At 69.8% G+C, this 20,239-nt stretch carries 22 protein-coding genes; 10 read left to right on the top strand and 12 right to left on the bottom strand.

From position 1 onward, the window contains the following. Positions 1 to 26: 26 nt before the first annotated feature. Positions 27 to 434 (top strand): nitroreductase family deazaflavin-dependent oxidoreductase, encoded by a 408-nt coding sequence (locus tag IF46_RS0104235; RefSeq protein WP_030486937.1) that lies wholly within the window; start codon positions 27 to 29, stop codon positions 432 to 434. Between the two features lie 105 nt (positions 435 to 539). Here IF46_RS0104235 and IF46_RS32190 read toward each other — a convergent pair whose 3' ends face one another. Together IF46_RS32190 and IF46_RS0104225 are read right to left on the bottom strand one after the other, a co-directional pair. Then, positions 540 to 887, bottom strand: a complete 348-nt coding sequence (locus IF46_RS32190; RefSeq protein ID WP_030486936.1) for an aminotransferase class IV — start codon at positions 885 to 887, stop codon at positions 540 to 542. A 55-nt stretch (positions 888 to 942) separates the two neighbouring features. Continuing rightward, positions 943 to 1,431 (bottom strand): hypothetical protein, encoded by a 489-nt coding sequence (locus tag IF46_RS0104225; protein WP_232233926.1) that lies wholly within the window; start codon positions 1,429 to 1,431, stop codon positions 943 to 945. Between the two features lie 286 nt (positions 1,432 to 1,717). Between IF46_RS0104225 and IF46_RS0104220 the strand changes: the two genes are divergently transcribed. Next, positions 1,718 to 2,200 carry a GNAT family N-acetyltransferase gene (locus IF46_RS0104220; protein ID WP_030486934.1) on the top strand — a complete coding sequence of 161 codons (483 nt, stop codon included), beginning with the start codon at positions 1,718 to 1,720 and terminating at the stop codon, positions 2,198 to 2,200. A 158-nt stretch (positions 2,201 to 2,358) separates the two neighbouring features. Here IF46_RS0104220 and IF46_RS32185 read toward each other — a convergent pair whose 3' ends face one another. Then, positions 2,359 to 2,835, bottom strand: coding sequence for a DUF2809 domain-containing protein (locus IF46_RS32185; RefSeq protein ID WP_198041346.1), 477 nt, complete (start codon positions 2,833 to 2,835; stop codon positions 2,359 to 2,361). Positions 2,836 to 2,927: 92 nt separating this feature from the next. Here IF46_RS32185 and IF46_RS0104210 point away from each other — a divergent pair, with 92 nt between their 5' ends. After that, positions 2,928 to 3,482 (top strand): hypothetical protein, encoded by a 555-nt coding sequence (locus tag IF46_RS0104210; protein ID WP_030486932.1) that lies wholly within the window; start codon positions 2,928 to 2,930, stop codon positions 3,480 to 3,482. A gap of 126 nt (positions 3,483 to 3,608) precedes the next feature. On the opposite strand, the gene IF46_RS0104205 is transcribed toward IF46_RS0104210, so the two are convergent. From IF46_RS0104205 to IF46_RS0104195, 3 genes are read right to left on the bottom strand one after another with little or no spacing between them, the layout of a single operon-like run. Beyond that, positions 3,609 to 3,833 (bottom strand): hypothetical protein, encoded by a 225-nt coding sequence (locus IF46_RS0104205; RefSeq protein ID WP_030486931.1) that lies wholly within the window; start codon positions 3,831 to 3,833, stop codon positions 3,609 to 3,611. A 29-nt stretch (positions 3,834 to 3,862) separates the two neighbouring features. Further along, complete coding sequence (locus tag IF46_RS0104200; protein ID WP_030486930.1) at positions 3,863 to 5,095, bottom strand: RNA polymerase sigma factor; 1,233 nt, start codon at positions 5,093 to 5,095, stop codon at positions 3,863 to 3,865. Next, positions 5,095 to 5,481: a YciI family protein gene (locus IF46_RS0104195; protein ID WP_030486929.1), complete on the bottom strand. Its 387-nt coding sequence runs from the start codon at positions 5,479 to 5,481 to the stop codon at positions 5,095 to 5,097. Before IF46_RS0104195 ends, IF46_RS0104200 begins: the two co-directional genes overlap by 1 nt. Positions 5,482 to 5,782: 301 nt before the next feature. Between IF46_RS0104195 and IF46_RS0104190 the strand changes: the two genes are divergently transcribed. After that, a complete protein-coding gene (locus tag IF46_RS0104190) occupies positions 5,783 to 6,991 on the top strand; it encodes a cellulose-binding domain-containing protein (protein ID WP_030486928.1) in 1,209 nt (402 codons plus the stop codon). A gap of 157 nt (positions 6,992 to 7,148) precedes the next feature. Next, a complete protein-coding gene (locus tag IF46_RS34675) occupies positions 7,149 to 7,295 on the top strand; it encodes a hypothetical protein (protein WP_167493109.1) in 147 nt (48 codons plus the stop codon). Positions 7,296 to 7,492: 197 nt separating this feature from the next. Here IF46_RS34675 and IF46_RS33050 read toward each other — a convergent pair whose 3' ends face one another. Next, positions 7,493 to 7,909 (bottom strand): hypothetical protein, encoded by a 417-nt coding sequence (locus IF46_RS33050; protein WP_051723626.1) that lies wholly within the window; start codon positions 7,907 to 7,909, stop codon positions 7,493 to 7,495. A 137-nt stretch (positions 7,910 to 8,046) separates the two neighbouring features. On the opposite strand from IF46_RS33050, the gene IF46_RS33045 reads away from it, so the two are divergent. The 4 genes from IF46_RS33045 to IF46_RS33600 all read left to right on the top strand — a co-directional run bounded on the left by IF46_RS33045 (position 8,047) and on the right by IF46_RS33600 (position 11,965). Further along, positions 8,047 to 9,057 carry an NBR1-Ig-like domain-containing protein gene (locus IF46_RS33045; protein ID WP_051723625.1) on the top strand — a complete coding sequence of 337 codons (1,011 nt, stop codon included), beginning with the start codon at positions 8,047 to 8,049 and terminating at the stop codon, positions 9,055 to 9,057. A gap of 196 nt (positions 9,058 to 9,253) precedes the next feature. Then, positions 9,254 to 10,117 (top strand): peptidoglycan-binding domain-containing protein, encoded by an 864-nt coding sequence (locus IF46_RS0104170; protein ID WP_030486925.1) that lies wholly within the window; start codon positions 9,254 to 9,256, stop codon positions 10,115 to 10,117. 33 nt (positions 10,118 to 10,150) lie between these two features. Further along, positions 10,151 to 11,035 carry a peptidase inhibitor family I36 protein gene (locus tag IF46_RS0104165; RefSeq protein WP_030486924.1) on the top strand — a complete coding sequence of 295 codons (885 nt, stop codon included), beginning with the start codon at positions 10,151 to 10,153 and terminating at the stop codon, positions 11,033 to 11,035. Between the two features lie 6 nt (positions 11,036 to 11,041). Further along, positions 11,042 to 11,965, top strand: a complete 924-nt coding sequence (locus IF46_RS33600; RefSeq protein WP_157562566.1) for a peptidase inhibitor family I36 protein — start codon at positions 11,042 to 11,044, stop codon at positions 11,963 to 11,965. 73 nt (positions 11,966 to 12,038) lie between these two features. On the opposite strand, the gene IF46_RS0104150 is transcribed toward IF46_RS33600, so the two are convergent. The 3 genes from IF46_RS0104150 to IF46_RS0104140 are packed head-to-tail and all read right to left on the bottom strand — an operon-like array spanning position 12,039 to position 17,709. Then, positions 12,039 to 14,912, bottom strand: a complete 2,874-nt coding sequence (locus tag IF46_RS0104150) for an FAD-binding and (Fe-S)-binding domain-containing protein (RefSeq protein ID WP_030486922.1) — start codon at positions 14,910 to 14,912, stop codon at positions 12,039 to 12,041. A 23-nt stretch (positions 14,913 to 14,935) separates the two neighbouring features. Then, the gene (locus IF46_RS0104145; RefSeq protein ID WP_030486921.1) at positions 14,936 to 16,132 is read right to left on the bottom strand and encodes an anhydro-N-acetylmuramic acid kinase; all 1,197 of its coding nucleotides are present in this window, start codon (positions 16,130 to 16,132) and stop codon (positions 14,936 to 14,938) included. 11 nt (positions 16,133 to 16,143) lie between these two features. Continuing rightward, positions 16,144 to 17,709: a sodium:solute symporter gene (locus IF46_RS0104140; RefSeq protein WP_030486920.1), complete on the bottom strand. Its 1,566-nt coding sequence runs from the start codon at positions 17,707 to 17,709 to the stop codon at positions 16,144 to 16,146. A 273-nt stretch (positions 17,710 to 17,982) separates the two neighbouring features. Here IF46_RS0104140 and murQ point away from each other — a divergent pair, with 273 nt between their 5' ends. Further along, positions 17,983 to 18,876, top strand: a complete 894-nt coding sequence (gene murQ, locus IF46_RS0104135) for an N-acetylmuramic acid 6-phosphate etherase (protein WP_030486919.1) — start codon at positions 17,983 to 17,985, stop codon at positions 18,874 to 18,876. Between the two features lie 113 nt (positions 18,877 to 18,989). Here murQ and IF46_RS0104130 read toward each other — a convergent pair whose 3' ends face one another. After that, positions 18,990 to 19,274 carry a hypothetical protein gene (locus tag IF46_RS0104130; RefSeq protein ID WP_030486918.1) on the bottom strand — a complete coding sequence of 95 codons (285 nt, stop codon included), beginning with the start codon at positions 19,272 to 19,274 and terminating at the stop codon, positions 18,990 to 18,992. 13 nt (positions 19,275 to 19,287) lie between these two features. Next, the gene (locus IF46_RS34210) at positions 19,288 to 20,076 is read right to left on the bottom strand and encodes a hypothetical protein (RefSeq protein WP_157562564.1); all 789 of its coding nucleotides are present in this window, start codon (positions 20,074 to 20,076) and stop codon (positions 19,288 to 19,290) included. Between the last annotated feature and the right edge of the window lie 163 nt (positions 20,077 to 20,239).

Below are 20,239 nucleotides of genomic sequence, written 5' to 3'. Positions count from 1 at the left end.
GCACGACCCGAGGACCAGGAGAAGGCATGAGTGACTGGAACGACAAGATCATCGCTGAGTTTCGCGCCAACGGTGGGCAGGTCGGCGGTCAGTTCGCTGGCGCGCCGCTGCTGCTGTTGCACACGGTCGGCGCCAAGAGCGGCCAACCTCGCGTGAACCCGATGATGTATCAGAAGGTGGACGGCGGCTACGCCGTGTTCGCGTCCAAGGCCGGTGCGCCCACCAATCCCGACTGGTACCACAACCTGCTCGCAAACCCGCGGGCCCAGGCGGAGATCGGCACGGACAAGGTCGAGTTGGTCGCCAGGGTTGCCGCCGGCAACGAGCGGGAACGGATCTGGAGCGCGCAGAAGGCCGCGTACCCGGGCTTCGCCGACTACGAGCAGAAGACCACCCGCCAGATCCCAGTCGTCGTTCTGGAACCTGCTTCGTAGGCAGAGACGGTCCAACCTGTGCCCTCCTGTGCGGGCTACGCCGCTGCTCCGGCGAGGATCCGCTCCTGGCCGATGACAGCGCATCTCCACCTGGGGCAACGGCTTCTACCGAGCTATGCGGACCGGCTCCCAGGGAGCCTCCCGCCAGGCGCGCTGCAGCAGGCTGGTAAGTGCTTCGCCACCGGGGAACGCTGTCTCGTCCACGGCAGCGATCGGCTGCGCTGAGCAGTGCGAGTTGGTCGCGGCAGTGGCTCTCATGCCGTTCAGTGATTCGCGCGTCAAGCGCCGCGTCTCGTCGGGAATGCCTAGCCTCCGCATGCCCAGCCGGAGCACCTGCATGGTGATGCCGGCCAGCATCGGGGCTTCAGGCCAGATGACCCGGTCGCCGTCCCAGAAGGCGATATTCCATACCGAGCCCTCACGCAGGAAGCCGTCCTGCCCGGCGAAGAGCACTGTCGGGCAGCAGGGGTCAACAGGAGCAGTGCCCGGCCTGGAGGTTTCGTTAGGCTCAGGCTTGAGGGGCCACCAGGACGATGCTCGCTCCGCCCACGCTTCCGCCTCCCTCCCGGATGGCGAAGGTCAGGTGGTAGTAACCGGGGAGCGCGTCCTCGGCTATGGGGATGACGCTGGAGGGCCGTTCGTCCGCCGCGCCGGAAGGCCGCACCGGCGGGGCCTGGAATGTCGCCTGTCCCGCAGCGGGGGCGGCCTTGCCGGTCGTGGCGCTCTTCAATTCGCTGGGATCCGCATAGGGGCCGGTCAGACGCGCAGTCAGCTCGACCTGGGGTGACTTCGAGGCGGGCGCAGTCCCCGGCGTGACGATCCAATGAAGAATGAGCTTCTGACCGGGCTGGTAGACAGTATCGACGTCCGTGGCATCGCAACACGTGTACGTCGTTGAGGTGCCGTCCGCGGTCGTGGATTGCCCTAAGCCACAACCCGATGTGACCAGCGAGACCAGGAACGCAGCGACCACAAGCCGGCACGCTTTCATGAGCATGAGGGTACCCAGCATTGCCCTCGGCCGGCGCTGGTGAGATTCGAACCGTGCCATCTCCCCGCTGATGGATCGGTCGCTCGCGAGTCTGAGATCTCGTCCCAGCGGCCTTGGTGGACGCTCTGTGCCACGAATGCGGTTGCAGCGTCCCGTAGGATTCGGATCATGAGTTGCTTCGCCGCTTGGCGTACCCGCCACTGAGGGTCGGCTTGCCGCCGTTCCGGCAGCTGGCTGGCCATCTGATGCCCGGTTTGTTGGCTTTCAGGATCTCAGCTCGAGAGGCACACTCATGCGTATCCGCCCGTTTCTTCCACAGGACCTGACCCGGCTCACCGAACTGACCATCGAGACGTTCGGACCGTTCTACGAAGAATCCTTCCGCCCTCTCGTGGGCGAGGTCGTCTTCGCCAACCAGCATGGCGAGTGGCGCGACGACTACGTCAAGCAGGTTGCCGAGCTCCACGACCCCGCCGAGCACCGGTACGTCGCGGTCGCCGAGATCGACAGCGCCATCGCCGGCTACGTGGCCTGGGTGGTAGAACCCGAACGACGCAATGCCAGCGTCACGATCCTCGCCGTGTCCGCGGAGCACCGCCGGCTCGGCGCGGGCACCGTGCTGTGTGAGCATGCGTTCGCCGCGATGCGGGAACTCGGCGCCGAGGTCGTCACGATCGGCACGGGCGGGGACGGATTCCATGCGCCCGCCCGAGCCCTGTACGACGCACTGGGCTGCACGCCGCTGCCGGTCGCCGTCTACCACCGGGAACTCTGATCTGATCCGGGGCGGGTTGCGGCGACGCACCCCGCCCCGGTCACAGCAGCTCAAATAGCGATGCACCCATACCGCTCGGACAGACCGCGAAGAGAGACGCCTCGCCGATGATCCCGACGAATCGCCTCGGAACAATGACGGTCGCCGAACGCCGGTCGTCAGCTGTGCGGTCCGCTGTGGGCGCGGGTCAACTCTGCGGGCCGTTGAGACGACGAGGTCGCGCGGTGGTTGCGGCGGTGTCTGGCGCGTACGAGATGGTGCAGCACCATCAGGGGCACCACACCGGCCGGGTACCAGGCCAGGTCGACGGGGTCGAACTGCACACCCAGCGCCAGCCTCGCGGCCAGGCTCCGCGCCGACAACTCGGCTGGCACTCCGGTCAGCTGTGCGAGTTCGACTACCCAGCAGAAGGCGGTGGCGAGGATCCCGGCCGGCACCGGTGCCAGCCGTGGCCACAGGAACAGCGTCGCGGCCCAGACCATCGACGCGTACAACGCGGTGCCGGAGTACTGCCGCAGCGCCCCGTCGTCGACGACCCGGACCAGTAGGGCGAGGCCCAGGAACAGCAGCGCGGCCACCGGCATGACCAGCCGCACCGTTCGGGCCGTGCTCGGCGTTCTCGCAAAGGGAGCCACGGCATCAAGGTACGGGGTCCAAGTCCGACGCCGGCCAGTTCCGTCCCCGCCGACGAAGCGACGAATGGTCGCGCACTCCTAGTCTGCTGACCATGAAGACGCGCAAGCTGGTGCTGGTCGTCGTACTCGCCGCGGCGACCACGGCGTTGTTGGCGGCGGGCGGGTGCGTCGCGGCCGGGATCCTGCTTCTTCAGGACAGCCCTGCCGACGTGCGTTCGTGCCAGAAGTCGGTGCAGGCCGCCGAGGCGAAGCTCCGCACTGACCGCTGGGATCCGCCGGAAGAGTTGCCGGGTCTTGGCGACTACCCCGAAATCCACTGGCAGTCGCGTGCTCTGGGCAACCCGTGCTCGTTAGTACCGGGTCCGACGGACTGGGCGTACCAGGGTGTGGTCAAGCTGCGTCCGGAAGACGCGAGGGCGTTGGCGCAGCAGTACGAATTCCAGCCGTACGCCTCCGTCAACCTGGATGAACTGCCTCACTCCAGTAGTCCCGCGGACGCGTGGCCGGCCCTCATGCCTTTCCTGCCGGCCGCGCCGCGGTGGCTGTACAGCAGGTCGTACGACGAGGCGGATCCGTCGCCACGGTGGCGGGTCGGGTTCCTCGATGTCGAGCACCAGACGCTCTTCTTCTTGTTGAACGACCACTAGGCCCGATGCGGGCACCCGAGCCGCTAGCCGCCGACCCCGCTCACCCAGGATCCTAGGATGCCTAACGGGGTGTGACGCTGCTAGCGCCGAGGTGCGCAGGTCCTGAGGTGCCCGCTGGCGAGGTGGTCAGTCGGTCCGGATGCCGGAGAGGATCTGCATGGCGTGGCGTTCCCGGTCGGCCAACTCGCTGAGGATCGCCGAGGCGCGGCTGAGTTGGTCCGGGTCGCCGGTCTCTCCGGCTGCCGCGTCGATCAGGTGTGCGTGGGTGTCGTCGTAGCCGTACAGCGCGACGAACTCTCGATGATCATCCGGCTTCCTGATCTGGTGTTCGCGGCAGGCTCGCTCGATCATGCTCGGCGTCGCCTCCGGCAGGCATGCGCTCAGGTCCCGGTCGACTGTGCTGGCAGACTGGCCGTCTTGCGGAGCAGCACCGAGCGTTCGCGCTGGTTCGCGCACAGTCGGGCCGCCAGTTCCAGCTCGGCGCGGGCCTCCGGAAGCCGGCCGAGGCGGGTCAGCAGCTCACCGCGTACGGTCGGCACGAGGTGTGATCCGGCGAGCCGGTTCGAGGCGATCAGCTCGTCCACGATCGTCAGCGCTGGCGCCGGGCCGCAGGCCATGGCGACGGCGACGGCACGGTTGAGCTCGACCACCGGCGAGGGTGCGACCCGGCCGAGCAGCTCGTAGAGCCTGACGATCCCGGCCCAGTTGGTCTCCTCGACCGAGGGCGCCGACGCGTGCGCGGCTGCGATCGCGGCCTGCAGGCCATAGGGGCCGAGGCCGTGGTGCGATGCCCTGAACAGCGCGGCCAGCCCACGGCGGATCGCCGCGAAGTCCCACAACCGGCGGTCCTGGTCCTCGAGGAGGATCGGCGTGCCGTCCGGGTTGGTCCGGGCCGGGAAGCGCGCGGCCGTCAGCTCGCACAGGGCGAGCAGGCCGTGCACCTCCGGCTCGTCTGGCTGTAGCGCGGCCAGTGTGCGGACCAGCCGGATCGCCTCGTACGCGACGTCGGGTCGCAGCAACTGGTCGCCTGACGTGGCCGTCGACCCCTCGGTGAAGATCACGTAGAGGACGCTGAGCACACCGCCCAGCCGGTCCCGGCGCTCGCCGGCTGGCGGCAGCTCGAACGGCACCCCGGCCGCCGCGATCGTCTTCTTGCCCCGGGTGATGCGGGCCTGCACGGTCGGCACGGGGACCAGGAACGCGCGGGCGATCTCCTCGCTGGACAGGCCGCCGACCACGCGTAGGGTCAGTGCCACCCGTGCCTTGCGGGGGAGCACCGGGTGGCAGCTGACGAACATCAGCGCCAGGACGTCGTCGTCGATCCGGTCAAGGTCGATCTCCTCATCGAGCGTTGGAGCGGCCGCCAACAGGGCGTATCGGTCCTGAAGAGCGGCCCGGCGGCGGATCGCGTCGATCGCCCGCCGCCGGGCCGTGGCCATCAGCCACCCGGCCGGATTGGCCGGAGAGGCGCGCGGCCAGGACACGAGCGCCTCGGCCACCGCCTCCTGGGCGGCGTCCTCGGCGAGCCCGAAATCGCCGGTGAATCGGGTCAGCGCGGCGACGATCCGCGCCGACTCGATCCGCCAGACGGCCTCGACGTCGGCCGTACCCATCAGATCTGGCCGTTGCTCTCGCCGCCCTGCGGGACCTCGTCGGCCCCGGCCACTCGCCGGACCTCGATCTTGGACCCGCGGACCGCCGGGACCTGCTTGGCCCACTCGACCGCCTCCTGCTTCGTGGCGACATCGAGCAGGAAGTAGCCCCCGAACAGTTCCCTGGTCTCGCCGTACGGCCCGTCGGTGACCACCGGTGCCTCGCCGTCGAAGTCGACCACGACGCCCTGGTGTGGATCGTCCAGTCCTTCGGCCGCGACGAGAACGTCGGCCTTCATCATGTCCTCGATGAACCGGTGGGTCGCGGCCATCATCTCGTCGAGATTGGCCATCATGGCCGCGTTCGTCTCATCGGTGCCCCGCATGATCAGCAGGTACTTCGACATCGCGTTCTCCTCGTCCGATGGGGCCGTCTCCCGGCCCTAGCATCCCTACGTCGAACGAGCGGCCCACGGATCGACACGGCTCGGCGCTTTTCTTTTCCGGTCATGGCCTGGTCGGGGTGACGCTTGATTAAATAGGCAACCGTCAATAGATTGGGAGTGGGCGCCGCCGGGGTCCGGGCGACCGGGCCGTCGGCGACTGACAGGTCCACCCCGAGCCGGGCACTTCGGTCGTACGCACGACCGGTCGCTGTGGCGCGCCGCCGCGCCGCCTCCACCCAGCTTGATGGCAGAAGGACCCTTCATGACGATTCTCCGTGCCCGCCGCGTCTCGACCCTGGTGGTCGTCGCCGCGCTGGCCGCCGCCGTGACCACCACCGGAGCGGCCCTGCTCACCAGCCCGGCTGCGGCCGCTCAGGGCTGCCGGGTCGATTACACGCCCAACCAGTGGCCCGGCGGCTTCACCGCCAACATCAAGGTCTCCCCGGGGGACACGGCCGTCTCCAGTTGGACCGTCACCTGGTCTTACGCAGGGGACGAGCGTGTGACGAACGGCTGGAACGCCACGGTCAGCCAGTCCGGATCGACGGTGACCGCCCGCAACATGTCGTACAACGGCAACATCCCGGCCAGCGGCTCCACCGAGTTTGGCGTGCAGGGCACGTTCGGCTCCAGCGGCGGCGCGCCGACCGGGTTCAGCCTCAACGGCGTACCGTGCAACGGCGCCGGCCCGACCACGCCACCGCCCACGACACCTCCGCCGACCACGCCTCCGCCAACCACCCCACCGCCGACGACACCGCCACCCACCACCGAGCCACCGGTCGGGTGTGCCGGCGCGGTGCTCTGCGACGGCTTCGAGACGCAGACCGGCTCGACGCCGTCCGGCGACTGGGCCGTGGTGAGCCCGGACTGTTCCGGGGCCGGCACAGCCTCCATCGACACGGCCACCACGCACAGCGGCAGCCGGTCGGTCCGGATCAACGGTGCTGCCGGGTACTGCAACCACGTCTTCATCAGGTCCACGAAGAACCTCGGCAACGTGGGCAGCGTCCGGTACGGCCGGATCTGGGTACGGCACACCACCGCCCAGCCCACCGAGCACACCACGATGATGGCGATGGTCGACGCCGCCGACGGGAACAAGGACCTGCGGTTGGGCGGCCAGAACGGCGCCCTGCAGTGGAACCGCGCCTCGGACGACGCGACCCTGCCCGAGCAGAGTCCGGCCGGGGTCGCGCAGAGCGTGCCGCTGCCGACGAACCGGTGGACCTGCGTGGAGTTCATGGTGGACGGTGCGGCCGGTCAGCTCCGTACCTGGTTGGATGGCGCTGCCATCACCGGGCTGACCGCGGACGGCGCACCGACGCACGACATCGACGGCCAGTGGTACAACCGCACCTGGCGGCCGCAGCTCACCGACCTCAAGCTGGGCTGGGAGAGCTACGGCGGCGGGGCCGACACCCTCTGGTACGACGACGTCGCACTCGGGTCCAGCCGGATCGGCTGCTGACGCTCAGATCGGCGTCGAGGGTGTGGCCCGGTGGTTGGTCACACCCTCGACGGGTCGTACGCACCACTGTGACCGGCAGGACGTTTGCGCAATGACCTCCGGGGGCATCTCGGCGGCGAGATCCACTAGTCAGTCAATCCTTATCGAGGAGAGCACCATGTCGGTCCAGGCATTTCTCTACGTCGTCGCCGTCATCCTGATCGTGCTCGCTGCCCTGCCGCTGCCCACTCGGGGCGTCTCACTCGCGCTTCTGGGTGCCGCCTGCGCCCTGCTCGCCTACGCCTGGCCGGTGATCACTGCCTGACGGCGGGTCGGCGAAGTTCTTCGCGTCAGCGGCCCCCGAATGGGCTGTATAGCCGTCCTGCGACCGGATCGATTCGCCGGAGTGGAACCGGCAGGGTCATCGACGTTTGCGCGGGAGCACCCTGCCCCTCAGGCGGGACGCGCGACGAAGTGGGGCGCTGGCCACGGCCAGCGCCCCGCTTCGTCGCGCGTGCCGGGTCAGCAGCGCACTTCGGTCTCCTTCTGCGCCACGTCGGAGATGCCGCCGAGTGCTCGGGTGCACACCGACAGCGTGTTGGCGCCCGAGGACCACACATCGGGGCCGCTGGAGCACTGCAGGTCGCGCAGCGTGCTCCCGGTGACGATGGAGGTGCAGACCTGGTACGAGCCGTGGCTGGCCCGATACTGTTGCCACACGTACGTGTAGGCGTAGTTCTTGCCGCAACCTTTGTACTGCTTCACCGACGCTGCGGTCTGACCGCCAACGGTGACGTACGCGGTCGCGCCGATCTGCACCGAGTCGGCGCAGCGCGGGTTGGTCTCGGCGTGGGCGGGACCGGCGAATGCCAGCGTCGCGGGCACGGCCAGTCCGACCGCCGCGAGGATGCGGATGCCGCGTCGGGAAAGGTTCTTCATCGGTGACCTCCTCAAGCGCACCGGGACCATGTTGCCCAATGTCGTTGATGCACCACATTGATGGTCACCTCGGTCTGTTCGGTACCCTCTGACACGTTCTGACAACGCCTGACGACGTCGTCTGACATGGGGGAGAGATGAAGGACCAGCGTGCCGACGCGGAGTCGACTCAGAACAGACAGGCTGCCGAGAGCTTCGCTGAACAGCTACGGGAACTGCGGACCAGCGTCGGTGATCCGTCGTTTCGTAAGATGGCGGGGCGGTCGGGCCGCATCTCGCACACGACGTTGCACGAGGCCGCTGCAGGGACCAGGTTCCCCTCCTGGGAGACCACGCGGGAGTTCGTCCGAGCCTGCGAGGCCGACGAGGTCCAGTGGCGGCGTCGCTGGGAGGACGCGCAGCGCCCGGGGACGGTCCACGCCCTCGCGGACGACGATGTCGTACCGGTCAGCACCGACTCCCCGATCGCTGTCGGCGCGGAGAAACCCGCCACCGGGACGTCCGATGCCCTGAAGACGCACGGGCCCGTCGTGACCGGCGTCGCGGTGACCCCGTCGGAGGCCCGGGGTACGCCGCAGGACGAGGAGTACCCGCCGGCCGACGAGGACGCCGCAAAGGTGCGGCGGCAGCGGATGCCGTGGCTCGCTGCGGCGGCGGTGGTGCTTGTGGTGGCGATGGTCGCCGCCCTGGCCGTCCTCGTCCGAGGCCGGGCATCTCGGGACGACTCCGGCACCGCGGCGGCGGCGATGCCGTCATCCTCGCCGTCGGCCACCCCGTTCTCGGACTCGCTGATCCCCGGGGACTCCAGCAAATTCATCGCCGACGTCACGATCCCCGACGGCACGCAGGTGCGGGCGAACTCCCAGTTCGTCAAGGTGTGGGCGCTCAAGAACGTGGGGAAGGTCGCCTGGCACAACCGTTTCCTGGCACGGACGAACCCCACCGCCGACGCCGACGGATGCCAGGTGCCGGATCGGGTGGCGATCGGTGACACCCCGCCCGACGAGCAGGTGATGATCAGCGTCCCGGTCACCGCGCCGAGCCGCCCCGGCAAGTGCTGGGTCAGCTGGAAGATGGTCGACGAGAACGGGCAGGAGTACTTCCCCACCCGCCGGCCGGTGTACTTCATGGTCACCGTCACCGCCTGAGCGCGGTCTCGGGTCGCCCCTGAGGGTGTCAGAGCGCGTCAGTCCCGGGTGCCGCCAAAGCTGACAACACCGCATTCATCGAGGTCAGTGACGGGCTGACGCATCTGACACGACGGCGGGGGTACCGAACAGCAGAGCCTTTCTCGCATGGTGATGTCCGTTCCGAACGACACACCACAAGCGAGGAGGATCGACCTTGCGCCGTTCCTGGTTATCCATCGGGCTCGCCGCGCTCTGCGTGGCCGTCGGTGCCCCGGCCCACGCATGGGCCGCGACAACCAACGCCACAGCACAGCGAACCGTCGCCACGGCCGCGCTGCCAGTCGTGGACATGGAAGCCACCGTCCTGGCCGCCCAGATCGACCCACGTCGCGCCGACAACACACTGACCCCGGGCGCGAAGAGCTCCGTGCTCGCCGTCGAACAGGCGTTGCAGGCGCAGAACCTGCTGGACGCGCAGTGGGTCGATGGCTACTTCGGCACGCTGACCATCTCGGCGTACGCGGCGTACCAGCGCTCACTCGGCTACATCGGCCTGGCCGCCAACGGGCTGCCCGGCACGACGTCGCTGACGAAGCTCGGGCTGAACCGCTACACCGTCGGCAACAAGATCGGCCCGGGCGCGAAGGTCCAGCGCGACGGGTACGTGGTCAACGCCCGTACCCAGGCGATGCTGGCCGAGGCGCAGCGTCTGCTCGGGTACTCCCTAGTGCTCGACCAGGGCTCATACAACCCCGGGGGCGACCCCACCTCGGCCGGTACGCACGACGGCGGGGGCGTGGTGGACATCTCGGTCACCGGCATGACCGCCGCCAAGCGCACCGCCGTCGCCCGAGCTCTGCGCCAGGTCGGCTTCGCCGCCTGGGTCCGCAGCCCGAGCCAGGGTGACTGGCCGTGGCACATCCACGCCACGGCGATCAACGACACGGACCTGTCCAGCCAGGCGCAGCACCAGGTCGGCGACTACTACCTCGGCATGAACGGCCTGGCCAACCAGGGCCCGGACGACGGCCCCCAGGTCCCGATCAAGACCTGGGAGCAATACCAGCGCGGGCAGTGACCCGCACCCTTCCACCGTTCCTGAAAGGACACCATGAACATCCGTAAGAGCCTCGCCGCCGCCGGCATCGCGCTGGCCGCGACCACCTCGATCCTCAGCGTCGCATCGCCCGCGTCGGCGGCGGCCCGAGACGGGGTCTGCGACAGCGGCGAATTCTGCTATTACTACAACAGCGACAACGCGGGATCGATCTCGGACTTCACCGGTTCGCTCGACGACTACGGCACCGAGCAGCCCTCGTGCTACGACTTCAAGGGCGCTGGCGCTGGCAAGGGCCTGTGCATCAAGAACGAGGCCGCCTCGGTCTGGAACCGTAGCACCCAGACCGTACGTGTCTACTACAACAGCGGCTACGCCGGTTCTTACCAGGACTTCGCGGCCGGCGCGAAGGGCAACCTCAACGCCACGCTGAAGAACAACAACGCCTCGCACCAGTTCTCGCCGTCGACGCGCACGAACATGTCGTACGCGCTGTACCAGGCCAGCGGCGGCACTGTCACGTGCGGCTTCGACGGTTACACCACCACGCCCGGCCGGCACGAGGGCATCGACATCGCCCGCAGCGTCGGCTCGGACGTGCGCGCCCTGGTCTCCGGCACTGTCATCTACGTCGCGCGGGGCAACACCGGCAGCGGCGGATTGTCCACGATCTCCGTCTACAACTCCTCGCTCAACAAGTCGGTGATCTACTTGCACACCGCGCCGAAGTCCGGGGTGAGCGTGGGCGACGCCATCAGCAAGGGCGAGATCATCGCCGATGAGTCGTGGCACGGGGTGTCCTCCAGTTCGGGCGCGCACACCCACGTCGAGGTCCGGTCCGGCCGGCAGACCCACGCGGCCGTCAGCGTCGGCGACCCCACCCTGGACAACGCCGATCCGACCGCGTTCTGGAACTCGCAGGGCTACAACGAGAGGTAGGGCGCCGTGAACATTCGCAAGGGCCTCGCCATCGTCGGCGCCGTCCTCGCCATGTCCAGCTCGATCCTGAGTGTCGCCTCGCCGGCAGCGGCGGCCGAACGGGACGGAACCTGCGACAGCGGCGAGTTCTGCTATTACTACAACAGCGACCAGGCCGGCTCGATCTCCGACTTCACCGACTCGCTGGACGACTACGGTACGACCCAACCGACCTGCTACGACTTCAAGGGCGCGGGCAACGGCAAGGGCCTGTGCGTGAAGAACAACGCCGCGTCGGTGTGGAACCGCACCGGCAAGACCGTGCGGGTCTACTTCAACAGCAACTTCGCCGGTGCGAACCAGGACTTCGCGGCCGGAGCGAAGGGCAACCTCAACGCCACGCTGAAGAACAACAACGCCTCGCACGAACTGCTGAGCGGGCCGACGGGCTGTAGCACCGACGGCACCAACAGCAAGCTACCGAGCACCATCCTCGTCTACCGGGTCAGTCTCGGGCGAGTCGATCGGGTCGACTTCAAGACGTACGTCAAGAACGTCCTCCCGAACGAGTGGGTGACGAGCTGGCCGGCGGCCTCGCTGGACGCCGGTGCCATGGCGGTCAAGAGCTATGGCTGGTACTGGGCGCTGCACTCGACCCGCAAGACGCCCGGCGGCCAGTGCTACGACGTCAGTGACAACACCAACGACCAGGTCTACCGGCCGTCGTCGGCGCAGTCGTCGACGTCCGCCGCAGTGGACCGGACCTGGTCGGCCCGGATGACCCGCAGCGGCAACATCCTGCGGGCGCACTACTGCGCGACCACGACCGCGTGCGGTGGCTGGGTGGACGGGGACTGGCTGTCGCAGTACGGCTCTCGTGATCTCGCCAACGAGGGCAAGAACTATCAGGCGATCCTGCGCTACTACTACAGCGACATCGCGCTCTCCTGAGGTCTCCCGCACCCACCGCGCCGCCCGCCGCAGATTCGCGGCGGGCGGCGCGTTCGTGGGTACGGGCGACCGGCTACGCCCGCGGCTCGATCGCCTCGACGAGGACCTGGAGCACATGCTGGTACGACTGACCGGTTGCCCGGCTCATGCCCATCTCGCAGGTGCGGTTGCAGGAGGCGTACGCGTCGTATTCGCGCTGATTGATCTCGGCCGCCTGCGCCGCGGTGGCGCCGGCCGTGACCTCGGGATGCAGCAGCCCTCGGTCACCGGCGAAGGCGCAGCACCCCCAGCTGTCCGGCACGGTCACGGTGTCGGCGACCGCCTGGGCCACCGTGCGCAGGTCGTCGATGCCGCCCAGGTGCACCGTGGAGCAGGTGGGGTGCAGGGCCAGCGAGCCCAGCCGGCGGGGCTGCGGCAGCGCCGGCAGGAGGTGCTCGGCGGTGAAGGTCACGCTGTCGACGAAGCGCAGAGCGCCGTACCGTGCCTGGTCCTCCTCGGCCAGCGCGGCGGTTAGCTGGCTCAGCCCGTGCGTGCAGGATGACGCGTCGCACACGATGGGCAGCCGACCCTCGTCGCTGGCCGTCCAGAGGGCGGCCAGGGTCCGCTCGGCCATCTCGCGGTGGCCGGCGGGGTAGCCCTTGGACTGCCACGGCGTTCCGCAGCACAGGCCCGCCGTGCCGGCCGGTACGACCAGTGGCACTCCCGCCAGTTCGCACAGGCGCAGGAACGCTGCCGCCGAGCCGCCGGCCGGGCCTTCCTCCGGTGCGAAGAGGCTGCCGACGCAGGCCGCGAAGAACACCGCCTGCGCGTCCGGGGCGCTGCGGGGTCCGGGGCGGGGAGCACCGGCGCGGGGCATGTCGTCGCTCCACGCTGGCATGAGCTCGGTGGCACCGAGCCCACGGATCATTCCGGTGGCGGCACGCGTCACCGGTGTCGGTACGGCGTGCGCGGCGGTCAGGCCCACCCGGACGCCCGCCACGGCGGCCTGCCAGTGCCGCGCGGCGGTGCGGGCGGTGCGCTGGGCGCGGGGGCTGTGCCGCTCGGCGCGCAGTCGCTTCATCGCCGCCCCGGTGTCGATGCCGACCGGGCAGGCGGTGACGCAGAGGCTGTCCGCGGCGCAGCTGTCCACCGCCGCGTACGCGTAGTCGGCGGTCAGCTCCCGGCGGCGCTCCTCGTCACCGGCGGCGGTGGCGAGGGCGATCTGCCGTTGCAGGACGATGCGCTGCCGGGGGGTGGTGGTGACGTCGGCGGTGGGGCAGACCGGCTCGCAGTAGCCACACTCCACACAGGCGTCCAGCTCGGGGTCGACCGTGGGGACGGCCTTGAGGTGCCGCAGGTGCACGCTCGGGTCGTCGTTGAGCAGCACACCGGGGTTGAGCAGGCCGCTCGGGTCGCACAACCGCTTGACCTCGCGCATCACGTCGTACAGCTCGTCGCCGTACTGCCGGCGGACGAAGGGTGCCATGGCCCGGCCGGTGCCGTGCTCGGCCTTGAGGGTGCCCCCCTCGGCAAGCACGAGGTCGACCATGTCGTCGGTGAACCGGGCGTAGCGGTCGATCTCCGCCGGTGTGTCGAAGGACTGGGTCAGCATGAAGTGCAGGTTGCCGTCGCGGGCGTGTCCGAAGATCACCGCATCCGGGTAGCCGTGCCTGTCGAACAGGCCGATCAGCCCGTCGCAGGTGCCGGTCAGCCGCGGCATCGGCACCGCGACGTCCTCCAGCAGGGCTGTGGTGCCGGGCGGGCGGGCGCCGGCGACGGCGGTGTAGAGGCCCTTGCGCAGGTGCCAGAGCTTGGCCCGTTCGCGCGGGTCGCGGGTCAGCTCGGTGCCGGTGACGGCGGGCAGCCGGTCGAGCACGGGTTGGGCGTCGGCCAGCGTCGCGGCCAGCCGCTCCGCGCTGGCCTCGGTGAACTCGACAAGCAGCGCGGCGTGCCCGGTGACGGTGAGCCCGCGCAGGGTCGGGCTCGCACCCGGGTCGCGTTGGCTGACCCGCAGCGCGGCCGCGTCGAGCAGTTCGGCGGTACGGGCGCCGGCGGCGAGCAGGGCGGGCAGCGCGTCGGTGGCCTCGGTGAGGCCGGGCAGGATCAGCAGGCCGGTGGCGGCGTGGTCGTGGATTTCGACGGTACGGAAGACGGCCTCGGCCACGAAGCCGAGCGTGCCCTCGCTGCCGATCATCAGGTGGGCGAGCATCTCGACCGGGCTGCTGTGGTCGAGCAGGGAGTTCAGCCCGTACCCCATGGTGTTCTTCATCGCGAACAGCCGCTCGATTGTGGCGCGCGACTGCGGTGCAGAGCGCACCTGATCGCGCAGGCGCAGCAGCCCGGCGTGCAGCTCGGGCTCGTCGGCCCGCAGCCGGTCGTCGGCGTCGCGCGCACCGGAGTCGACGACGGTGCCGGACGGGAGGACGAAGCGCAACGACTCCATGGTGCGGTACGCGTTGTCGGTGGTGCCGCAGGTCATCCCGCTGGAGTTGTTGGCCACCATCCCACCGACCGTGCAGGCGGCTTCGCTCGCCGGGTCCGGGCCGAGCCGACGCCGGTAGCGGGCCAGCCGAGCGTTGGCCTGCCGGATCGTCAAGCCCGGCTGGAGCCGGATGCGGCGGCCGTCGTCGAGCACCTCGGCGTGCCGCCAGTCGGTGCGGACGTCGACAAGCACGCCCGCGCCGCCGGCCTGCCCGGCGAGGCTGGTGCCGCCGCCGCGCAGGGTCAGCGGCACGCCGGCCTCCCGGGCACCGGCCATCAGCGCCCCCACCTCGGCGGCCGAGGCGGCGCGCACCACGGCCTGCGGCTCGAAGAGGTACGGCGAGGCGTCGTGCGCCGCCGCGAGCCTGCGGGGCAGCTCGGTGCTGGCCCGGGTCGGATCGTCGAGGCGCGAGCGCAGCAGCTCGGCGACCTCGCGGGCGCGAACGTCGGCCGCGGTCGGCGCGGGTACTCCTACGACGGGTCTCATCGGCGGGTCCTCCCGGGACGGGGTCAGCCGGCCACCGAGGGCTCGGCGGGACGGCCGGCGATCAGCAGCCGGCGGGGAGCGGTGCTGACCGGCGCCGGCAGCCGCAGCGGCTGGCGGCCGGGGGTGATGCTGCCGAGCACGGAGGCGTGGCGCGCCCCGGTACCCGACGGCAGAGTGCCCGGCAGCCCGTGCACGCTCAGGTAGCCCAGCAGCGCGAAGGCGAGCGCCTCCTTGGCGTCCGACGCGACGCCCAGGTCGTCGCTTGACGACAGGTGCACCTCGGGCAGCTCATCGGCGATCATGCGCATCAGCGTCGGGTTGTGCGCGCCGCCGCCGGAGACGACGAGCCGGGTGACGCCGTGGTCGCGGCACGCGTCGGCCACCGTGACCGCCGTCAGGCGGGTGAGCGTGGCCAGCACGTCTTGTGGATCCGGCGTCGGCGCGTCGGCGAGGGCGGCGAGCAGGTAGGGAAGGTGGAACAGCTCCTTGCCGGTGCTCTTCGGGCCGGGCAGCTGGTAGTACGGCTCGTCGAGCAGTCGCCGCAGCAGGACCGGGTTCACCTGCCCGGCAGCCGCGCCGCGTCCGTCCCGGTCGAACTCCTCAGCGCCCCCGCTGAAGTGGCGCGCGGCGGCGTCGAGGAGCGCGTTGGCCGGCCCGGTGTCGAACGCGAGCGGGTCCGCGTCCGGCGCGACGACGGTGATGTTGGCGATGCCGCCCAGGTTCAGTGCGGCCGGGACGCCGGGCAGGCCACTGAGCAGCAGCCCGTCGAAGAGGGCGACCAGCGGAGCGCCCTGGCCGCCGGCGGCGACGTCACGGCTGCGCAGGTCGGCCACGACCGGAAGGCCGGTGGCCTCCGCGATCCAGGCCGGCTGACCCAGCTGGAGCGTGCCCCGGACCGCACCCCCCTCGACCCAGTGGTGCATGGTCTGCCCGTGTGAGACGACCAGGTCGGCGTGGCCGTCGCACAGCTCGGCGAGCGCCCGCACGCCGGCCTCGGCGAAGGCCTGGCCGATGCCGGTGTCCAGGACGCAGATCGCCTCGGTGCTGGTCGGCGCCGGCGGCAGCGCGGCGGCGATGCCGCCGCGCAGCTCGTCGGGGTACGGGTGGCTGAGTCGGCCCAGCGGACGCATCCGCAGGGTGTCGCCGCTCAGCTCGAACTCGGCCGCGGCGGCTTCGATGCCGTCATAGGAGGTGCCGGACATCAGACCGATCACGCGCATGACGTCCTCCTTCACGCCCGGCCGACGGGCGCCGTCGCCGCGTCGTCGTCGACCTCGTCGGTGCGTCCATGGTCGTACGGGATCTCCGGGGCCGCGTGGAACCGGCTCGCCACCGCGCCGACGAGCAGGGTGATCAGCACGCCGATCGGCACCAGCCACTGCGCCGCGATGGCGGTGGCCTTGGTGGCCCCGGCCGTCGTCACATCGATTTTGACGTAGCGGACGATGTAGGTCATCACCGCCACGGTGACGAGGAAGGCGATCACCGCATCGACCTGGTTGGCCCGCTTGACGAGACGGCCGAGCAGGAAGGCCCCGAGCAGCGCTCCGTAGGTGTAGCCGGCGATGGTCAGGCCGGTCAGGTAGACGTTTCCGGTGCTGGAGCTGAACGCGCAGGCGAAGATCGCCATCAGCACCGCCCAGACCAGGGTCATCACCCGGGCGAGTCGGAGCATCACGTCGTCCGACGGGACCTTGCGGAAGAAGCTGTGGATGAAGTCGGCGACGGTGGAGTTCGACATCGAGTTCAGCGCCGACGACAGCGAACCCATCGCGGCGCCGAGGATGCCGGCCACCAGCAGACCCGAGATGCCCACCGGCAGGGCGTGCAGGATGAAGTTCGGGTAGAGGTTGTCGCTGCTGTTCAGGCCGAGTTCCTTGAAGGTCTGACCCTTGTTGTACGACCACAGCAGCGCACCGACCAGGGAGAACGCCGCGAACTGGATGACCACGAAGATGCCCGAGGAGATCATCGCCTTCTGGCCCTCGCGCAGCGTCCGGGTGGACAGGATGCGCTGAACGATCAGCTGGTCCGATCCGTGGCTGGCCATCGCGAAGATCGCACCGCCGATGATCGCGGTCGGCAGGGCGAACGGGCTGGTGAGCACGTGCGCGAGGTTGAAGTTGGTGTCGAAGAGCTGGAACTTGCCGGCGTCCAGCGCCTGCGCGTATCCGTCGCCGCCGACGGCGTGGCTCAGCACCGCGATGGCCAGGATCGCCCCGCCCAGGTAGAGCCCCATCTGGATGGCATCGGTCCAGATGACCGCTTTGATGCCACCGAGGTAGGTGTAGATCACCGTGATCAGCGTCAGGACGACGATAATTGCCTGGTAGCCGACGTGCAGACCGAGCACGTCGAGGAGCAGCTTGATGGGGATGGCCGAGGCGAACAGCCGTACGCCCTCAGCGAGCAGACGGGTGAACACGAACGTGACCGACGCCAGACCCTGAAGTTTCAGGCCAAACCGCTCACCGAGGTACTGGTAGGCGCTGACGAAGCCGCCCCGCTTGTAGAGCGGGATGAGCACCGCGGCCACGATGACGCGGCCGATGACGTATCCCAGGGCCAGCTCGACGTTGCCGAACCCCTGACCGCTGTAGGCGCCGCCGGGCACGCTGATCACCGTCAGGACGCTGGTCTCGGTGGCGACCACCGAGAACGAGACGGTCCACCACGGCAGCCGACCCTCGCCCACGAAGTAGTCCTTGGCGGACTTCTGTTTGCCGGACAGACGCAGCCCAACGAAGGCGATTACTACGAGGTACAGCACGATTACGACGAGGTCGAGTTGACGCACGGCTCGCTCCCAACCAGCAATTGTCAGAAAGTGACGCTGGACGAGCCTACCGCGAAACTTTTTGCCACCGCCCCTCCGGGCTGGTTACGCTGTGGTCCCAGCCTGCTGATACAGGACGAATCGCGCGGCTGCGCCTCGGCCCGGCCGCGCCAACGGGTTGCGAGACGCGCTCGTCGTCAACCACACCAGCGGGCCGTCGGCGGCCGGCGGGCGACCTGAGAACCACGCCCCGCCAGCCGGCGACTGAACACCAGCGAGAGGAACGAGCACCCCGTGGACCTCAGCACCCTCGGTACCGAGACCCGCAACGACAAGACCACCGACCTCGACCGGATGTCTCCCACCGAGTTGCTTCTCGCGATGAACGACGAGGACCAGACCGTCGCCGAGACCGTCCGCCGGGCCGTGCCGGACATCGCGGCCGCCGTCGACGTCATCGTGGCGTCGCTACGCCAGGGCGGGCGGTTGATCTACCTCGGCGCCGGCACCAGCGGCCGGATCGGCATGCTCGACGCCGTCGAGATCCCACCCACCTTCGGTACGCCACCCGAGCGGGTCGTCGGCCTGCTCGCCGGTGGGGCGCGAGCCTTCGGCGTCGCCGTCGAGGGCGCGGAGGACGACCCGAACCGCGCCATCGCCGACCTCGACGCCCTTGGCCTGACCGCCCGTGACGCGGTGGTCGGGCTCGCCGCCAGCGGCCGTACGCCGTACGTGGTCGGTGGGTTGGATCACGCTCGTGCGCGCGGAGCGGCGACCATCTCGGTGGCCTGCAACCGGAACGCCGTGGCCAGCCGGCACGCCGACGTCGCCATCGAGGTGCCCACCGGCCCCGAGGTGCTCACCGGCTCCACCCGGCTCAAGGCCGGCACCGCCGAGAAGCTCGTCTGCAACATGATCTCCACCGCCACGATGGCTCGGCTCGGCAAGGTCTACGGCAATTTGATGGTGGACATGAACGCCACCAACGAGAAGCTCGTCGATCGTGCGCGTCGGATCGTCGCCCAGGCCGCCGACACCGACCTCGACACTGCCGCGCGGGCGCTCGCGGCGGCGCACGGGCACGCCAAGACGGCCATCGTGCTGCTGCTGGCGAACTGCACCGCCGAGGAGGCTGCGGCACGGCTGCGCGACGCCGACGATGATGTACGGGCGGCCGTCGCGTCCTGAACCACCGGGGCGGGGCGATTCCCTGTCTCGTCCGGGCGATCCCGGACACGACTCGCCCCGCCCGCCCGATCGACGAAGCGCCCCGTCCACGACGGACGGGGCGCTTTCTGGTGTCAGTTGAGCTGTGTGTTGGCAACCGCATGGTCCCCGTCCGTGTCGACACCGGTCGCGCTGGCCAGCTCGATCCGGGGGGACCGGTCCGGCGGGAGGTGAGCGAAGTCGGCGATGACGACGACATCCACCTCCCCGTCGATCATCGTCTGCTCGACGGTCTCCCACGAGGCCCGCATGATTCCTGCGAATCGGTAGGAGTTTCGGCGAAGGTGGCTGAGGCACCTCGCGACGGCGGGCTCCGACGGCTCGATGTCGGCGGGGATCCAGATAACGGCGATTTCCATGAACCTCTCCTGATCAACGTCGTGGACGCGAGTGGGTGATCAGGAGTTGTTGAGGCGGCGGGGGACCACGTTCCACCGGTCGGCCGGCAGCGCGCATGTCGACGGCGGTGACGGTAAGCCCCGGGTGCAGGGGCGAGGTGTGCGGCGAAGCTTCGGCTGTCGAGGTCGGTGGATCGACACCGTTGGTGCCGACGCCGCCGGCTGCGGACGCGAGCGCCAGCACCAGCGCCGGTGGCCCCGACGCGGGCCGGGCGGGCGGACCGGGTCGCTCTCCGGTGACAGCGGCCGTCGCGGCCCGCGCCTGATCCGGCACCCGGTCATCGGCCGTGCCGTGGGCGCTGCCCAGGGACACCGTCGCCGGTGCGGACGCCGACGGTGCGGGCGACGGTCGCGAGGCACGGGGTGCGGCCGATGACGCCGAGGTGGACGGGGCAGGTGTGGCCTGTGGCGAGGACGGCGTGCCGGCCGGCCGACCTGGTAGGACTGTCGAGGGCTGAACCGACGGCGTAGGCACCGGAATGGCCGACGGCAGGGGCGGTGGGACGTCCAGCCGTACGTCGACCAAGTCGACCACGTCGACCACGTCGACCACGTCGACCACGTCGACCACGTCGACCACGTCGACCACGTCGGCCACCGAAACCTTGATGACCTCCGGCGAGGTGGCGACCTCCACCGGGTGCAGGCTGGTCGGTAGCGGTATTGGTAACGGCGTGTCGGCGTGGGCGGGGTTTGCGCCGAGAATCGCGCCGAGCGCCACCGCGCCGAGCGCCACCGGGGGAAGGCTGTGCCTCAGCCGCATCAGACGAGGGCTGCCGCAAGCGGCGTCGCCAGCCCCGTCCGGCCCGATTCATCGGTGCGGTGCCGCCGGCCGAGCAGATGTCCCTCGCCCCTTGCTGTTCCCTCCATGCGCGGTTTCTTGCCCCGCGAAACCGCGGGCTACACCTCAACGCCCCTGCTCCGCG

This window comes from Micromonospora chokoriensis (assembly GCF_000718555.1).
Classification (GTDB): Bacteria; Actinomycetota; Actinomycetes; order Mycobacteriales; family Micromonosporaceae; genus Micromonospora; species Micromonospora chokoriensis_B.
The sequence above is the reverse complement of the archived record's forward strand: the minus strand, read 5'-3'. Positions and strand labels throughout refer to the sequence as shown.

Bases quoted from the DNA above. Each gene is read 5' to 3' on its own strand.
- IF46_RS0104235 (WP_030486937.1), top strand. From the start codon at position 27: ATGAGTGACTGGAACGACAAGATCATCGCTGAGTTTCGCGCCAACGGT.
- IF46_RS0104225 (WP_232233926.1), bottom strand. From the start codon at position 1,431: ATGCTCATGAAAGCGTGCCGGCTTGTGGTCGCTGCGTTCCTGGTCTCG.
- IF46_RS0104220 (WP_030486934.1), top strand. From the start codon at position 1,718: ATGCGTATCCGCCCGTTTCTTCCACAGGACCTGACCCGGCTCACCGAA.
- IF46_RS0104210 (WP_030486932.1), top strand. From the start codon at position 2,928: ATGAAGACGCGCAAGCTGGTGCTGGTCGTCGTACTCGCCGCGGCGACC.
- IF46_RS0104205 (WP_030486931.1), bottom strand. From the start codon at position 3,833: ATGATCGAGCGAGCCTGCCGCGAACACCAGATCAGGAAGCCGGATGAT.
- IF46_RS0104200 (WP_030486930.1), bottom strand. From the start codon at position 5,095: ATGGGTACGGCCGACGTCGAGGCCGTCTGGCGGATCGAGTCGGCGCGG.
- IF46_RS0104195 (WP_030486929.1), bottom strand. From the start codon at position 5,481: ATGTCGAAGTACCTGCTGATCATGCGGGGCACCGATGAGACGAACGCG.
- IF46_RS0104190 (WP_030486928.1), top strand. From the start codon at position 5,783: ATGACGATTCTCCGTGCCCGCCGCGTCTCGACCCTGGTGGTCGTCGCC.
- IF46_RS34675 (WP_167493109.1), top strand. From the start codon at position 7,149: ATGTCGGTCCAGGCATTTCTCTACGTCGTCGCCGTCATCCTGATCGTG.
- IF46_RS33050 (WP_051723626.1), bottom strand. From the start codon at position 7,909: ATGAAGAACCTTTCCCGACGCGGCATCCGCATCCTCGCGGCGGTCGGA.
- IF46_RS33045 (WP_051723625.1), top strand. From the start codon at position 8,047: ATGAAGGACCAGCGTGCCGACGCGGAGTCGACTCAGAACAGACAGGCT.
- IF46_RS0104165 (WP_030486924.1), top strand. From the start codon at position 10,151: ATGAACATCCGTAAGAGCCTCGCCGCCGCCGGCATCGCGCTGGCCGCG.
- IF46_RS0104150 (WP_030486922.1), bottom strand. From the start codon at position 14,912: ATGAGACCCGTCGTAGGAGTACCCGCGCCGACCGCGGCCGACGTTCGC.
- IF46_RS0104145 (WP_030486921.1), bottom strand. From the start codon at position 16,132: ATGCGCGTGATCGGTCTGATGTCCGGCACCTCCTATGACGGCATCGAA.
- IF46_RS0104130 (WP_030486918.1), bottom strand. From the start codon at position 19,274: ATGGAAATCGCCGTTATCTGGATCCCCGCCGACATCGAGCCGTCGGAG.
- IF46_RS34210 (WP_157562564.1), bottom strand. From the start codon at position 20,076: ATGCGGCTGAGGCACAGCCTTCCCCCGGTGGCGCTCGGCGCGGTGGCG.